The sequence below is a fragment of the Flavobacterium sp. genome, from assembly GCF_049590715.1.
Lineage (GTDB): Bacteria > Bacteroidota > Bacteroidia > Flavobacteriales > Flavobacteriaceae > Flavobacterium.
In genome coordinates this window covers 1-16,646 of the sequence record NZ_JBAWDL010000066.1, presented here as the reverse complement: position 1 = coordinate 16,646, position 16,646 = coordinate 1, and the positions used below count along the sequence as shown (strand labels likewise).

The window sequence follows — 16,646 nt, the reverse complement described above, 5'->3', positions numbered from 1 at the left end:
TAGTTACACAGAGAGTATTTGTGTTAATATGAAGCAAGTTATACTTTGAATATAGAATAAATGGATATATTATTATAGTGCTAAAGTTTTATTTTATGAAAATCTCTATGATTTTCTAAATTGAGCAAAGCGACTTGTTTACAAGAATAAGCCTATGGTTCATGTGTTTAAAAATTTTATGTGCTTAGTTTAAATTTCTTCTTTATAGTTTATCAAAAGATTCAAGAACTTACTATAGCTGTCTATTCCATCTTGTTGTTGATTAATTTTCAAAAAACGATCATAGAAAACGTGAAAAGCAGTTTCGATCGGTGATTGGTAACTTTTCCAAAATGCGTCACTTTCTTGGTAGTTTTTGATAATACCAGGATGAATGGTTTTCAATAACTTTTTAAACACTTTTTCGTCACGCATTTGCCAATTCCCTAAGCAATATCGGAGCGCATAACTATACCCTGCATATTTGAAATAAAGATTTTCATTTTTTACCGAAGCTAAAAACCCAATAAAATTACATTCACTTTCACTTCCATAGCCTAGCTGGTGTGCCATTTCATGTGCAGAAACAAATGGAAAATGAACCATAGGAATCTTATAATTAACTTGCGACTCATTAGTAAACGGATTTAGATAACCACCAAAACCCATATAGGTGAGCGGTAAGCTAATAATTGAAGGCTTTGAACTAAGATGTTTGAATTCGAAAAAAGTGTGTTTTTGAGCTAGATTATGATAGCTTATCACGTTCATTTTATAAACAGTATCTTGCGTATAAGGAAACACCACTTTTAAGCTGTCGTTAGGTGTGATTTGGCTATGAATAGCATTTGTTTTCAGGATTAGTTTTTGGGTAAAATCCAGTAATTGGGCATCGGAATAGTCTTTTTGAATGTTCATTTTTTCAAATAAAGGTTCACGATAGTAATTGAGTCCCCAGAGTAAGTGAAATGAAAAATAAACAACAGACAGATAACTCAAAATCGTTAAACTATTGTTCTTCCAATTTGTTTTCCATGATTTTCTTTTGTTCCAAAACCATTTTAAAATAAAAAAAATAAGAATTCCATACAATAAGTCACCAATCGAAAACGGAAAAATCCCTAAAGAAATTCGAAGTATTTTAGAACTAAAAAGATACAGCCCATTACTGTAATAGTATTCGATAAATTCAGGAAAAAAAGCGATTACTTTTAAAAATAATATTTGAATGATTAAGAATAATGGGAGGATGTATTTGGTTTTCACAAGATTGATTTTGAAAACGTAAATATAGCAATTTATGTGTTTAAATATTTTAGTTCAAAGCACACTAGATGATTCGGAAATTTTTAAATTTCAACACAGATTTGCTTCGCCAGTTCGCTGATGCTCGTGTCTCAGATTCCCACAAATTTATTTTTGCTAATTTCTATAATTTGTCAAATCTGTGTTCAAAAAAAACTATAAAAAAATCTGCGTGCACAAAATTCGCACGCAGATTCAGCACATTATAGTAATTAAATGGTTTTAAAGAAGACAAAGGATAGAAAAAAACTTAGTGACCTTTGTGCTTCCTTCGTGTTTAATAAGTTTAAGCAGGAATCTGCTGGCTCAAGCAATGCAGCGTTCCAAAACCCCAAATCAAATCAACCGCACTAATCCCAATAATTTCTCTATCAGGGAAACATTCTGCTAAGATATTCAAAGCCTTTCGGTCGTTTACATCATTAAAAGTAGGTACCAAAACACTGTTATTTAAAATCAAGAAATTTGCATAACTTGCTGGTAAGCGCAAGTCTTCAAAATCCAAACGTTTCGGCATTGGTAAGGTTACGATTACAGGAGATTTTCCGTCCTCTAGTTTAGCATTTTGCAAACGTTTCAAATTATCTTGAAGTGGTTTAAAGTTAGCGTCATCAGGATTCATTTCTATTATTGTTACAATCGTGTCTTCATTGATAAATCGAGCCAAATCATCAATGTGTCCGTGCGTATCATCACCTTCGACACCGTCGCCTAACCAAATAACATTGGTCACACCTAGATATTCTTTGAAAACTGCTTCGTAATCTGCCTTTGTAAATCCTGCATTACGTACCTGAATACTAGTGTGCATCAAACATTCTTCCGAAGTCAAAAGTGTACCGCGACCGTTTACATCAATCGCACCACCTTCTACAATTACTGGTTTTCCATTGTAAGTTACTTGTGTCAAAGGCATTTTTAAGCTCTCAGCAACTTTAGCAGGAACATGCTTGTCCAGTTGAAAGTTTTTGTATTTCGCCCAACCATTGAAGTTGAAATTCAAAGCTTCTCTTTTGCCGTCTTTGTATACAACAATTGGCCCCGAATCACGCATCCAACTGCGATTGGTTTTCTGAATGATAAACGAAACTTGCTTCAAGTTCACACGTGCTCTTTCCAGCATATCGTTAACTTTGGTCTTTAGTTTTTCGTCCGCCACCACAAGAAAAACCTTTTCATAAGTAGTCACTTTTTTAATAAACTCCACAAAAGCCCACTGAATCGCCTCGTATTTCCCTGGCCAATCGTTTCCGTTATGTGGAAAACAAAGTAAAATCCCCTCTTGTTTTTCCCATTCAGCAGGAAAACGTCTGTTTGTAGTTGTCATATAAACGAAGCTAAAATTTAATGACAGCAAATATAAGCATTCGCAAGGATTATAAAAACCAAAGCCCATAAAACAACCGCATTTCAGGATTTAGCTTCCATTTATTTAAGGAGCTAATTCTCGCTATTCGTTACAAGCTTATTGTTGTAACCCCTTTTTTCTTGGGGCAGGCAGGAGCTTCCTACGGTCGCTCTGCCTATCCCCAGAAAAAAATGGGCTTACAACAACAAGGCTTTCCACTTCTATCAAGGCTAAGATGTTTATTTTTGTAGGAAATACACTTTTATTAGATGATAATTTGTGCATGAAATTTGATTATATTTGAAAATATTTTTTAGTAAGAAACTAAAAATAGGTGTGAGCATGATGCTAGGAGAAACCCCAAAAAAAAAACAATATTTTATAATTATATAATAAAAACAAAATTATGAATAAATTAGTAGTGATAGTTTGTTTGTTCCTTTTTCAAATAGGAAAGAGTCAAACCATTTCAGAAACTCAAACTGTAAACGACACGATTTATTCTGAAAAACAAGTCGATATTAAACCGCAACCACCAGGAGGTAAAGCTAAGTATTGTGGTGAATTTGCAAAACGTTTTAGGATTCCAGAGAATTTTCAAGGTAAATTACATGTAAATTTTGTAGTAGAAAAAGATGGAAGTTTATCTAGTATTAAAGTGAAAAACGGTAATAAAAATTTAACTGAACAAGTTCAGAGGATTTTAGAACGTTTTCCAAAATGGACACCAGGTCAAAATAAAGAAAAAATTGTTCGAGTAAGTTCGTCAATTCCAATAATTATTCATCATATAAATTCTAATGGTGAAGTTAAATCAGCATTTGATGATCCTTTTTTCAAAAATGAAAACAAAAGAAACGGGTATTAATTCAGTTAGATACTAAAACAACAAGATTTCATTGCTATGTAATTTGAAACTAGTAAAAATGTGTATGTTTCTACTGTCCATCAGTTCGATTGTTTTTATTGTAGCATATGATAGCTTTTTATTAAAATGTATCGAGAATACGTTTTATAGCACTTCTCTTTAATTTTTATTATGAGAAAAATGCAAAAATTACAGCCCCGATAGCAGCGGTATCCTTTAAGCTCTTTCTTTAAGAGCATAAAGATATAGCGAATAGCGGGAGGGAGCTTTATTAAAACCTCTATCGTACAGCTCCTAAATGAGAATGTTGTTATGACATGTTTCAATAACGTATTTTGTTGTTTTCGTGGTCTTTATCACTTTTGTTTTTCATTATGTTAACATAAGAGTATGCTTAGAAATACTTAGTTAACAAAAATCAGCTTCTACTTAAAGATTTTATAACGCTGTCTTAATTCAAAGTGGGAGTCGTAAATCTATTTTTGTTCCAAACAAAAAAAACACAAACATGAAAAATTTTGGTATTTCGTTATTGACGGCTCTTTTTATCTTCACGAGTTGTGAAAAAGATACTTTAGACAGCAATGACAATCAAGAAATTGAATTAAATGAAGTTAACGAAGATGCAGCTACATTTAAAGAAATTGGCAGCATTACTATAGGCGGTGAAGCTGCGGCAGAAATTAGTGCGTATGACGAAAAGACTAAAAAACTGTTCACGGTAAACAACAGTGGAGTTAATCAGATTGACGTGGTGGATTTGACAGATCCTACGAATCCAAAAAAATTAACAGCGATCAGTTTATCAACCTATAATGGAGCTTCAAATAGTGTGGCTACTTATGATGGAAAACTGGCTGTAGCACTAGAATCGACTATTGACCGACAAGGAAACGGAAAAGTGGTCGTTTTTAACACGGCGGATAATAGCGTAATTAAAGAAATCGTGGTGGGGGCTTTACCTGATATGGTGACATTTTCACCAGACGGTAAATTCATTATGAGTGCAAATGAAGGCGAACCAAATGCTGATTATACGGTAGATCCTGATGGTTCTATCTCAATTATTGATGTGATGAATGGATATACAGCAACAACAATGAACTTTGCGAGTTTTGAAAGTCAATTGGCTAGTTTAAGAACTAAAGGATTCAGAATTTCGAAAACGGCTAAAAGTTTTGCTGCTGATATTGAACCAGAATACATTACAATCTCAGCCGATTCTAAAACGGCATGGGTTTCATTACAAGAAAATAATGGAGTTGCTAAAGTTGATTTGACTTCAAAAACGATTACAGCTATTTTTGGTTTGGGGTATAAAGATTTCAACTCAACTGCTAATGGAATTGATATTAGTGATAAAGATGGTAGTATTGTCTTTAATCCTTGGAAAGTGAAAGGGATGTATATGCCAGATGCTATTGCAAGTTATGCCGTAAACGGAACACCTTATTTTATCACAGCTAATGAAGGTGATGCTAGAGAATACGGAAGTTATGCAGATGTAAAAAGATTAGCAAAAATGACTTTTGATCCAACGGTTTTCCCTGATGCAGCAACTTTTAAAGCTGACGAGAAAATGGGGCGTTTGAACTTGATTTCAACTGAAGGAGATACAGACGGCGATGGTGATTTAGATGAGTTAATCAGTTTTGGAGCTCGTTCTTTCACGATTTGGAACGGAAACACTGGAAGTTTGGTTTTTGATAGTAAAAACGATTTAGACAAACGTTCTAATGATTTGGGAACATACGATGACGGTCGTAGTGATGACAAAGGTTCTGAACCAGAATCAGTAGTAGTGGCAAAAATGGGAGACAAAAATATTTTGTTTGTAGGTCTTGAAAGAACCGATACGGTAGTAGTTTATGACATTACTAATCCTGCAGCACCCGTTTATTTACAAAGCATCAAAACCGGCGACGCTCCTGAAGGATTGCTGTTTATTCCAGCTTCTAAATCGCCAACAAAAAGAAGTTTGTTAGTAGTGAGTAGTGAAGGGGATGGCGTTGTTAAAATTTTTCAGCCTAATTTGAAGTAAAAATAATCGATTTCTCAGTATGTACATTTTATAAACTGTAATACTAGTATAAAATGGACTAAAGTAAATCTACTTTAGTCCATTTTTAATTTTAAGGATATGATAATAGTTTATGCTGTTTGTAGTTAGTTGTTTGTTTCTGTTTTTAGCACTTTTGACTTTACGACTTTTAAACTTTCAAGTTATTTATCTGAGTAAAACATCTTATCTTTACATACAAAACGGATAATTGGATGTGTTTAAAAAACATCCTAGATATTAATAAATAAAAAAAATGGCAGAATTCATCAAAATATACGAAGACAAACCCAGCGAAGCGGCCATTGCCAAAGTCGTCAAAGTATTAAAAGCAGGTGGATTAGTAATTTATCCTACCGATACCGTTTACGGCTTAGGATGTGATATTACGAATACAAAAGCATTAGAACGCATTGCAAGGATTAAAGGAGTGAAGTTAGAAAAAGCTAATTTCTCCTTTATATGCCACGATTTAAGTAATTTGTCTGATTATGTACGTCAGATCGATACCGCTACGTTTAAGATTCTTAAAAGAGCATTGCCAGGGCCGTACACGTTCATTTTGCCAGGGAATAATAACCTACCAAAGGAATTCAAAAAGAAAACCACAGTAGGTATTCGTGTGCCGGATAATTCTATCGCGCTCGAAATCGTTCGTCAGTTAGGAAATCCGATTGTTACGACTTCTATTCGTGATGAAGATGAAGTGATTGAATACACCACAGATCCCGAATTGATTTTCGAAAAATGGCAAAACTTAGTCGATATGGTTATTGATGGAGGCTATGGAGACAATGTAGGTTCAACTATCATTGATTTATCTGAACACGAGCCAGTGGTGGTTAGAGAAGGAAAAGGAAGCTTGGATATTCTTTAAATAGCTAAACAATTTGGTTATAGTTTTTTGGAGTCATTAAGAAATTAAGTTTATTAGGTAGACTACAACCGCAAATTCGCTAATTTTTAAAATATTCTTTTTGAACCTAAAACGTAATTAGCGCTAATTAATTTACACCATTATAAATAGATTTTTATTTTAAAATTTGCGAATCAGCGGTTGTTTCTTTAGTCTGTTTTGTGAAAATTTCTTAATGGTTTTATTTTTAAGTAATCAATTGTTTAGTAACTCTTAGAAATTCGGTTTCAAATTGTATTTTTTATAGAAAGTATCAAGCACATTCACTACTTCATCAGCGGTATCTACAATTTTTATCAAATTCAAATCTTCAGGACTTACTGTTTTTTCACCTTCAATGAGAACTGATTTAACCCAATCAACTAATCCACTCCAGAAAGTTGTTCCCACAAGAATAATCGGGAATTTGGCTATTTTTTTAGTTTGGATTAAAGTCAATGCCTCAAACAATTCGTCCATCGTTCCAAAACCTCCCGGCATCACCACAAATCCTTGCGAATATTTAACAAACATGACTTTTCTAACAAAGAAATAGTCAAAATTCAAGTTTTTATCAGAGTCAATATAAGGATTAAAATGCTGTTCAAATGGCAAAACAATATTCAATCCTACAGATGGACCACCAGCTAAGTGCGCTCCTTTATTTCCCGCTTCCATAATTCCAGGGCCTCCACCAGTGATAACACCGTAGCCCGCTTTTCCAATTTTAAAAGCAATATTCTCTGCCAGTTGATAATATTTGTCTTCGGGTTGGGTTCTAGCAGATCCAAAAATAGTCACACAAGGCCCAATTCGTCCCATTGTCTCATATCCATTCACCATTTCCGACATGATTTTAAAAATCGCCCAACTGTCGTTTGTTCGTATTTCGTTCCAAGTTTTTTGTTTTAAACTGTCTTGGATTACTTTTTCTTCGTCATTATCAAAATCTTCTAATCTCATATTTTGGTTGGATTAACAACAACTCATGATTTAAAACAAGTCATTGTAGTTAGTTATTGTTTGGATTTGGAGCTTTATCCAGCTATCCGCTCTATCTTTGCCTGCCTAAAGGAGGCAGTCAAAGGATGCCGCTTCTATCTGGGCTAGTTCGTTCCTAACGAATATAACCTATTTTCATAAAAAAAGCCATTATTTAGGTACATATTTTTGCTGTTTTTATAAGAAATAACGCTTAAAATTCGTAAAACCCAGAGTATCTATAAATTAGAAATAAAGTTCTTTTAACTTCGTAAGAATAGATTTCTCATTGGTTATGTCCACAAAATAGTCCCGTTGCCATTCTTGTGTTTTTTGAGCTTGTTTACTAGTAGTAGTATCCCATGGAGGATAAACTCGGAAAGCACGTTTTCCCTCCTTCAAATCGGTTGAGAAAACACCTTTTGCGATCAGTATGCTTTTAGGAAAAACAAATTGCCCAAACTGAGTCTCCATTTGTGTATTAATAATCACTAAATCGATGTTGTCATTCTCGTCAAAAGGAGCAATAGGTCCTTCTGTTGTTCTTTTCCATAAAGTCACAAATTGTCCTGTTTTAGTTGGTGTTGTTTTGGCAGTTCTAAAAAGGGCTTTTTTATCATTAAATTGCAATTGACAGGCGTTGTACTCCTTGCTTTCATATTCTAAATTAATACTTTTGATGATTATATTTAAATGTATAAAAATAAGATCATTAGTTGTTTTTAAAAAATCAGGAATGATTAGCATACTATGGTGTTTTGTATAAATGAATTACATACAGAATCTAAGGTTGTTCACGACCAATAAACCGACCTTTTCCGGTCAAAAATGCAATTGCTTTAATTACATTTTTATCAATTGTTTCATCTGTTTTTAGGAATGAAAAATACTTAGCAATTTCTTTTTGTAAAGATGGTCTTAAAGAGTCGAAAACTAGTTGAGCCTCACTATTTTCAGTAAGTGCTTTTATGAATTTTGGATGCTGCAAAACGGTTCTGTCTTCAGTATCAATTTCAATAGTCATATCAATGGACTCACCAATTTTTTGAGGTGAATCTTTGAGCATCGTTGTATTGATATACAAACGCCATTCCCCGCTATATTTGACTAATGTTTGTTTGTAAGGCGCACTATTAATTAATCCCTTGATAGGAATTGGTCCTTTGTTTTTTCCAATTTCAGCAAAAAGCGCCTTTAGAATAGTTTCCGGAACAAGAACATATGGATTAATTCCTATGATGGCGATGATAGCTTGAAATGAATGCATAGCGCTCTAACTTTTTAAATCTGTGTTCCTGATTTTTCAACTCAATTCCTTCTTCAAAAACGTAGCTGTATAGCTTTTTTTATTTTTCGCCACTTCTTCGGGAGTGCCTTTTGCAACTAGCGTTCCGCCTCCTTTTCCACCTTCTGGGCCTATGTCGATTATGTAATCGGCTAATTTTATGACATCCATGTTGTGTTCGATAATCAGAATGGTATTTCCTTTTTCGACCAACTTGTTAATTACATCCATTAAAACACGAATGTCTTCAAAGTGCAGTCCTGTTGTTGGTTCGTCAAGAATATAGAATGTATTTCCAGTGTCTTTTTTAGATAATTCCCCTGCCAGTTTAATACGTTGTGCTTCCCCACCAGAAAGTGTCGTACTTTGTTGACCTAGCGTAATATATCCTAAACCAACATCCTGAAGCGTTTTTACTTTTCGATAGATTTTTGGAATCATTTCAAAAAACGGAACAGCTTCATCAATCGTCATATTTAATACATCAGAAATAGATTTTCCTTTGTATCTAATTTCCAGTGTTTCACGGTTAAAACGCTTTCCTTGACACGTTTCGCATTCTACATAAACATCAGGTAAGAAATTCATTTCAATGGTTCTTACTCCTGATCCTTGACACGTTTCGCAACGACCTCCTTTAACATTAAAACTAAAACGACCTGCCTTGTACCCACGAATCATGCTCTCAGGAGTCATCGTATATAACTTCCTTATTTCAGTAAAAACTTCGGTATAAGTAGCAGGGTTGGAGCGGGGTGTACGCCCAATAGGACTTTGGTCGATATCAATAACTTTATCAATATGTTCTAATCCTTCAATTTTCTTGTACGGTTGTGGTTTTTTGACACCATTAAAAAAGTGCGCGTTCAAAATAGGATAGAGTGTCTCGTTGATTAAAGTCGACTTTCCACTTCCTGAAACTCCTGTGACGCAAATCAATTTCCCTAAAGGCAAATCAATGGTAACATTCTTTAAGTTGTTTCCTGTTGCGCCAGTAAGTTTTAGTGATTTACCGTTGCCTTCACGACGATTTTCTGGAATTTCAAACTTCAATTTTCCATTTAAGTATTGTGCTGTAATCGTATCTGATGCAAGGGTTTCGGCTGGAGTACCTATACTGATAATCTCACCACCAAATTTCCCAGCTTTTGGTCCTATATCAATCACATAATCTGCACGTTCCATCATGTCTTTATCGTGTTCTACGACAATAACGGAGTTCCCTATATCACGCAATTGTTCCAAGGAACGAATCAATTTTTCATTATCTCTTTGGTGCAAACCAATACTTGGTTCATCCAAGATATACAAAACACCCACCAATTGCGAACCAATTTGAGTTGCTAATCTAATACGTTGCGCTTCTCCACCCGAAAGTGATTTTGAGCTTCGGCTCAATGCCAAATAATCCAAACCAACATTCATTAAAAATGCTAAACGATCTTTGATTTCCTTCAAAACTTCAGAAGCAATCGCCATTTGTTTTTCGGATAGATTTTTGTTTAAATCATCAAACCAGGCTGTCAAATCCGAAATATCCATAGCGCACAATTCGGTTATATTTTTCTCATTTACTCTGAAGTAGTTAGCTTCTTTCTTCAATCGAGAACCTTCACAAACCGGACAATCAATCTCGTCCATGAATTCTTTAGCCCAACGTCTAATGGTTGTTGAACCACTTTCATCGTATTGATTTTTGATAAAATGTGCAATTCCTTCAAATTCTATTTTGTATTCACGAGCAACACCCAAATCTTTGGAATTAACCGTAAATTTTTCTTTTCCACCATTCAAAATCATCTCCATGGCTTCGGCAGAAATGGTTTCGATAGGATCTGTTATTTTAAATTCAAAACGCTCACCAATCGTTTCCAATTGCTTGAAAATCCAAGATGATTTGTATTCTCCCAAAGGCAAGAAACCGCCCGCTTTGATTGATAGTTTAGGATTAGGAAGTATTTTTTTGATGTTGATTTCGTTTACTGTTCCCAAGCCTTTACAATGCTCACAAGCTCCTTTTGGAGAGTTAAACGAAAATAAATTGGGTTCTGGATTTTGATACGAAATTCCTGTACTAGGACACATCAGATTCCGACTAAAGTAACGCACTTCATTGCTGTCTTGGTCTAAAACCATCAAGACATTCTCACCGTGATGCATCGCCGTATTAATGCTTTCTCCCAGTCTTTTCTCCGTGTCAGGAGTGGTGTCAATCGCCATTCTGTCCACCACAATTTCAATATCATGGGTTTTATAACGATCGAGTTTCATTCCAGGCGTAATGTCACGAATGTCTCCATTCACACGCACTTTTAGGAAACCTTGTTTGGCAATTTGATGAAACAATTCGCCATAATGTCCTTTTCTAGCTTTGATGACAGGAGCTAGAATATTGATACGCTTGTTTGTAAAATCATTCATAATCAGGTCTTTGATTTGCTCATCAGAGTAGGAAACCATTTTCTCACCCGTGTTGTAGCTGTACGCATCGGCAGCACGCGCATAAAGCAAACGCAAGAAATCATAAATTTCCGTAATCGTTCCCACCGTGGATCGCGGACTCTTACTTGTTGTTTTTTGTTCTATGGCAATAACCGGCGAAAGTCCGTCAATTTTATCCACATCAGGACGCTCTAAGCCACCTAAAAACTGACGCGCATAAGCCGAAAATGTTTCCACATAACGACGTTGTCCTTCGGCATAAATGGTATCAAAAGCTAATGATGACTTACCAGAACCCGAAAGTCCTGTAATAACCACCAATTTTTCTCTTGGAATCGAAATATCTATATTCTTAAGATTGTGTACTCTCGCACCCAATACTTCAATCGTATTGTTTGTATCTAGCATAATTTTTGCAAAAAAGCAAAGTTACCATTTTGATTGATTCTTTCTGTATAACAGTTTGGAAGATTCTGTTAAAAATCTAATTCCTGTAAGCTTGTTGTATATGTGTAGAAAGAATTAAATATAAAGCCACAAAAAGGGTTTATACGATGAAGACACGCAGGTTCATAAAGAATTAAAGGGAATTTTTATCAATTGGTATATTGTAGTTTTAAATTATGTACTGATGTTTTATAAATAATTTTAATGCTCTATCTACTTCCTATAAGTTTGTTATTCCAAAGAATGAGGGTTTTCCGTAATTAACTCGATAAAGGTTACTTCTTTAAAGTAACGAATGCTTAGACTGAGCGTGCTACACTAAAGAATTTGTGCAACAGCGGTTTTTTTATTGCTATTATGCCTAAAAATGGGAAATGTTATTTTTTAATAATCTCTTCAAGAGTAGCACTTTCGGCTTTGTTGCTTACTTTTAATATAATAGGTTGATTCTTTAGAGTCTTACCTTCAATAATATATAATTTGGTGTTTTTACCAAACTCGGTGTTGCTTTGATCGAAATCGACGTCGCCAAATTGCAGTGTGTTTTTGATATCGATGGTGTCAATCCAAGATTCGGCTAGTACAGCAGAGGCTTTTTCGGAATAATTAAATGGTTTACTTCTTAGGTCGTTTAAAACTCGTGAATTGGGGAAATAATTGCAACGGGTATCTTTTCCGCTAAATATTAAACCAACAAAAAATAGACCTATTACTAACCCTACCAAGTAGTAGGCAAAACGTTGAAAAAACTTCATGGATTTTTAATTTGGTGCAAAGGTAAAATAAAGATTCCTTAAAATACAATTAAATTGATGTCGTTATTAGGTAAATTGAACCAATCTCCTATGGCTTTGTTGGTCAGAATGCCGTGGTAGAGATAAACCCCGTTTTTAAGACCTACATCACAACGGATAGCACTTTCAATACCACCATCTTCAGCAATTTGCATTAAATAAGGGGTGATGATGTTGCTGATAGAAAGGGAAGCAGTTTTAGAATAACGAGAAGCGATATTAGGTACACAATAATGCAAGACGTTACTTTTGATAAAAGTTGGTTTTTCGTGAGTAGTGACTTCGGATGTTTCAAAACAACCACCTGTATCTATACTGACATCAACGATTACAGCACCTTTTTTCATGTGTTCGACCATGGTTTCAGTAACGACAACGGGGCAACGTTCTACGCCACGTAACGCACCAATTGCTACATCACAACGACGCAATGCTTTAGTTAAAGCTTTGGTTTGAATAGTTGAGGTGAATATTCTCTGATCTAGTGTGTTTTGTAATCTTCTTAATTTTGTAATAGAGTTATCAAATACTTTAATATTTGCTCCTAAACCAATAGCTGTTTTAGCAGCAAATTCGGCAACTGTTCCTGCTCCGATAATGACAACATCTGTAGGAGGAACGCCTGTAATGTTTCCAAATAATAATCCTTTTCCAAAATCATTTGTAATCATTAATTCGGCTGCAATAAGTATGGAAGCGGTTCCTGCAATCTCACTCGAAGAGCGTACGGCTGGGTATGAACCATCCTCGTCTTTTATATATTCAAACGCTAAGGCAGTGATTTTTTTCTTGCTTAAGGCTTCAAAATAGGCCTTACTTTTAGTTTTTAGCTGGATAGAGGAAATAAGGATGGTTTTGCTATTCATCATCTCAATTTCATCGATGGTAGGTGCTCCTACTTTGAGAATCATGGGACATCCAAAAACTTTTCTGGTGTCATGTGTGATTTCAGCACCTGCGTCACTATATTCTTTATCAGTATAACTTGAACTCTCTCCCGCACCTGATTCAATCATCACACGATGTCCATGATGTGTTAGTGAATTAACCGCATCGGGCGTAAGGCAAATACGACGTTCTTGATAGCTCGTTTCACTAGGAACGCCAATAAAAAGTTCGCTTTTTCGCTTGCTTACTTCCAGTTTTTCTTCTTGAGGTAATAACTGCTCTTTAGTAAAAGGTGTAATTGCTATGGTTAATGACATTGTAACGGTGCTAATTAAAAAGTAAAATTACGCAAAAAGATTAAAAGAAGCACCTTCTGTACTTATAAATCATCATTAGTGTACAATTTAGTAAAGGTTTGGAGTTTTTCTAGATTAGAATCGAATTTTCACTTCAATTCTAATGTTCTTTTGCCATTCGGTAGTTCTTTAATGATGATAGTGGAATGTAATTCTGGAATTAGATTTGAGATTTTTTCAGCCCATTCGATAAAACACCAATTTCCAGAGTATAAATATTCATCAACTCCCATATCTAAAGCTTCGCTTTCGCTTTTTAATCTATAGAAATCAAAATGATAAACTAATTGATTGTTAGCGGCTTCATATTCGTTAACTAAAGAAAAAGTGGGGCTGCTAGTAGCACCAGTAACTCCAAGTTTTTTTGCTAATTCCTTGATAAAAGTTGTTTTTCCAGTACCCATTTCCCCATGAAATAAGATGACTTTATTTGGTTTCGTATCAAGAATTTTTTTAGCTACTGTATCAATTTCGTTTAAAGAAAAAATAAATTCCATTTTAGTTTTGTTTATGAATCGAATAAGGGTAAACAATGATTTTTTTAACCGCAGATTCGCTAATTATTTAAATAAGTCGTTTTAGGCGGAATTAGCGCAAATTTACACATCATTATTAAAAATAATTTGCGAATCAGTGGTTGTTCTTTTTCAAATGTATTTGCCTTGAATGGTTAACGTTGTTATTTAGGATTAAAAACTAAACAAGGGATAATCATTTCCTCTAATGAAATTCCTCCGTGTTGATAGGTGTTTTTGTAATATCCAACATAATGGTTGTAATTGTTTACATAAGCCAAGAACAAATCATTTTTAGCAAAAATATAAGAACTTGTCATATTTATAATAGGTAAACCAATTTTTCTAGGATCTTTTACCGCATAAACATCTTTGCTTTCATAAGTCAGACTACGACCCGTTTTATATCTTAAATTTAAACTAGTGTTTTTGTCGCCCACTACTTTTGAAGGGTTGCGAACATTGATTGTACCGTGATCAGTTGTCAAAACTAATTTGAAGCCAAGTAATTGCGCTTGTTGAATGATTTCTAACAATGGAGAATTTTTAAACCAACTTAATGTTAAGGAACGATAGGCTTTGTCATCTGATGCTAATTCTTTGACTACATCCATCTCTGTTTTAGCATGAGAAAGCATGTCAACAAAGTTATAAACAACGGTGACTAAATCATTGTTTTTTAGTGCTTTAAAGTTTTCAGCTAGTTTTTTTCCAGAAGCTAAATTGGTGATTTTGAAATAATCTTCGGTAACCTTAAGTCCTAAACGCTTTAATTGTGCTGATAGGAATTCAGCTTCATAAAGATTTTTTCCTCCTTCTTCAGGATCGTTTTTCCAATATTGAGGAAACTGTTTTTCCATATCAACGGGTAGTAATCCTGAGAAAATAGCATTACGAGCATATTGTGTAGCGGTAGGAAGAATAGAGTAATAAGGTACTTCTTTTTCTAATTTATAGTAATTACCTACAACATCTTCAAAAACCTTCCATTGGTCGTAACGCAAATTGTCAATAACCACAAAGAGTACTGGTTTATCTTTTTTAACCAATTCAGGAACAACTATTTCTTTGAATAAAGTATGTGATTGTACGGGTCTATCAGCTTTAGGTTCAAACCAATCTTCATAATTCCGTTCAATAAATTTTCCAAATTGTGAATTAGCTTCTTGCTTTTGTGATTCTAAGATTTCGGTCATTGCCTGATCGTTGATACTTTCAAGTTTTAGTTCCCAAAAAATTAATTTTTTATAAAACTCAATCCATTCTTCATAGGATCTGATCATAGACATTTCCATCGAGATTTTCCGAAATTCTTTTTGGTAGTCCAATGTTGTTTTTTCAGTAACTAAACGAGAGTGATCCAGATTTTTTTTCAAACTCAATAAAATTTGGTTTGGATTTACTGGTTTAATAAGATAATCAGCGATTTTTGAACCTATGGCTTCTTCCATGATATATTCTTCCTCACTTTTGGTGATCATAATCATAGGAACGGCCGACTTTTTTTCTTTCATTTCCGAAAGAGTTTCTAATCCGCTCATTCCAGGCATGTTTTCATCAAGAAAAACAATGTCAAAAGGTTCATTTTCAAATATTTCAATAGCGTCACGACCGTTATTACAAGTGGTTACGCTGTAGTTTTTTTTCTCTAAAAAAAGAATGTGAGGTTTCAGATAATCAATTTCATCATCAACCCATAATATTTTTATTTTGTCCATATCGTCTTATTTATTTTGTGCAATGATTAACAATCAATGTGCCAATTTACATTTTTTTGAAGTGTTTAATTCCTAATTTTTTTATAAAGTTCAAAAAGAAACGAGGGAAACCAAATGTTGCACTTTTTTTGAATTGGTCTAGAAATTGATTATAAACCATTGTTGTCCGATAAAAAATAAGCCATTAATTTAGCTTATTATTTATCGGACAACAATGGTTTTAAAATACTTGGTTGTTTTAAACACTAAATAAACACTAAAAACAGAGATAATTATTTTATATGTCTAAAATAAGGTATAAAAAAAGATTAGTTAAAAGTAAAAGGATAATTTATGCTAGTTAAAATATCCGTTATAATTTAAAAATACCTCCAATAGCTATAATTCTTTGGAAAAAGAAAAAATCTTGTGAAGCTGAATCATCAGAACTTATTGTAGTACGAATATCTGGCATATTGATGTAGCCTCCTTTTAATTCTCCTTGTATATAAAAATGCTTAAAAAAAGTTATATTAAGCCCCGCTTTTATTGAGGTTCCAAATCCTGAAACATGAAAATCATCATGACGTTCTTTACTTAATATTTTTGCATTTGTCTTTGGGAATAGTAGACCAACACCAACTCCTTCAGTAAGGTTTATTTGAATTTTATCCGTATTTTGAATTCTAAACAGTTTTGAAATATCATCATGTCTTGAAAATTCGGTATTTACATAATTTAAACCATCGGTATGTTCAAAGGTTAAGAACTTTTCAGTCAATAATAC

Annotated in this window: 13 protein-coding genes and 1 pseudogene; 3 read left to right on the top strand and 11 right to left on the bottom strand. The window is 34.0% G+C overall.

All coding sequences use genetic code 11. The annotated features are described in order from the left end of the window. Positions 1–189: 189 nt before the first annotated feature. Together WBQ70_RS03300 and WBQ70_RS03295 are read right to left on the bottom strand one after the other, a co-directional pair. Positions 190–1,245 (bottom strand): DUF3810 domain-containing protein, encoded by a 1,056-nt coding sequence (locus WBQ70_RS03300; RefSeq protein WP_423910520.1) that lies wholly within the window; start codon positions 1,243–1,245, stop codon positions 190–192. A 325-nt stretch (positions 1,246–1,570) separates the two neighbouring features. Next, positions 1,571–2,611 (bottom strand): agmatine deiminase family protein, encoded by a 1,041-nt coding sequence (locus WBQ70_RS03295; RefSeq protein WP_423910517.1) that lies wholly within the window; start codon positions 2,609–2,611, stop codon positions 1,571–1,573. Positions 2,612–3,038: 427 nt separating this feature from the next. Here WBQ70_RS03295 and WBQ70_RS03290 point away from each other — a divergent pair, with 427 nt between their 5' ends. The 3 genes from WBQ70_RS03290 to WBQ70_RS03280 all read left to right on the top strand — a co-directional run bounded on the left by WBQ70_RS03290 (position 3,039) and on the right by WBQ70_RS03280 (position 6,436). Continuing rightward, on the top strand, positions 3,039–3,500 hold the full coding sequence (locus WBQ70_RS03290; protein ID WP_423910515.1) for an energy transducer TonB: 462 nt from the start codon (positions 3,039–3,041) through the stop codon (positions 3,498–3,500). Between the two features lie 508 nt (positions 3,501–4,008). Continuing rightward, positions 4,009–5,541 carry a choice-of-anchor I family protein gene (locus WBQ70_RS03285; RefSeq protein WP_423910513.1) on the top strand — a complete coding sequence of 511 codons (1,533 nt, stop codon included), beginning with the start codon at positions 4,009–4,011 and terminating at the stop codon, positions 5,539–5,541. Between the two features lie 274 nt (positions 5,542–5,815). Beyond that, entirely contained in the window at positions 5,816–6,436 is a 621-nt protein-coding gene (locus tag WBQ70_RS03280; protein ID WP_423910510.1) for an L-threonylcarbamoyladenylate synthase, read from the top strand. A 252-nt stretch (positions 6,437–6,688) separates the two neighbouring features. Here WBQ70_RS03280 and WBQ70_RS03275 read toward each other — a convergent pair whose 3' ends face one another. The 9 genes and pseudogenes from WBQ70_RS03275 to WBQ70_RS03235 form a co-directional block, all read right to left on the bottom strand. Further along, the gene (locus tag WBQ70_RS03275) at positions 6,689–7,417 is read right to left on the bottom strand and encodes a TIGR00730 family Rossman fold protein (protein WP_423910507.1); all 729 of its coding nucleotides are present in this window, start codon (positions 7,415–7,417) and stop codon (positions 6,689–6,691) included. Positions 7,418–7,681: 264 nt separating this feature from the next. Then, positions 7,682–8,182 (bottom strand): MepB family protein, encoded by a 501-nt coding sequence (locus WBQ70_RS03270; RefSeq protein ID WP_423910504.1) that lies wholly within the window; start codon positions 8,180–8,182, stop codon positions 7,682–7,684. 37 nt (positions 8,183–8,219) lie between these two features. Beyond that, positions 8,220–8,702, bottom strand: coding sequence for a YdeI/OmpD-associated family protein (locus tag WBQ70_RS03265; protein ID WP_423910501.1), 483 nt, complete (start codon positions 8,700–8,702; stop codon positions 8,220–8,222). 36 nt (positions 8,703–8,738) lie between these two features. Next, entirely contained in the window at positions 8,739–11,570 is a 2,832-nt protein-coding gene (gene uvrA, locus WBQ70_RS03260) for an excinuclease ABC subunit UvrA (RefSeq protein WP_423910498.1), read from the bottom strand. 416 nt (positions 11,571–11,986) lie between these two features. Then, positions 11,987–12,364 carry a DUF4258 domain-containing protein gene (locus tag WBQ70_RS03255; protein ID WP_423910495.1) on the bottom strand — a complete coding sequence of 126 codons (378 nt, stop codon included), beginning with the start codon at positions 12,362–12,364 and terminating at the stop codon, positions 11,987–11,989. A 38-nt stretch (positions 12,365–12,402) separates the two neighbouring features. Further along, complete coding sequence (locus WBQ70_RS03250; protein WP_423910493.1) at positions 12,403–13,608, bottom strand: alanine dehydrogenase; 1,206 nt, start codon at positions 13,606–13,608, stop codon at positions 12,403–12,405. A gap of 128 nt (positions 13,609–13,736) precedes the next feature. After that, positions 13,737–14,144, bottom strand: a complete 408-nt coding sequence (tsaE, locus tag WBQ70_RS03245; protein WP_423910490.1) for a tRNA (adenosine(37)-N6)-threonylcarbamoyltransferase complex ATPase subunit type 1 TsaE — start codon at positions 14,142–14,144, stop codon at positions 13,737–13,739. Between the two features lie 182 nt (positions 14,145–14,326). After that, positions 14,327–15,880 (bottom strand): response regulator, encoded by a 1,554-nt coding sequence (locus WBQ70_RS03240; RefSeq protein ID WP_423910487.1) that lies wholly within the window; start codon positions 15,878–15,880, stop codon positions 14,327–14,329. Between the two features lie 352 nt (positions 15,881–16,232). Further along, positions 16,233–16,646, bottom strand: a pseudogene (locus WBQ70_RS03235) (hypothetical protein); the annotation flags it as partial.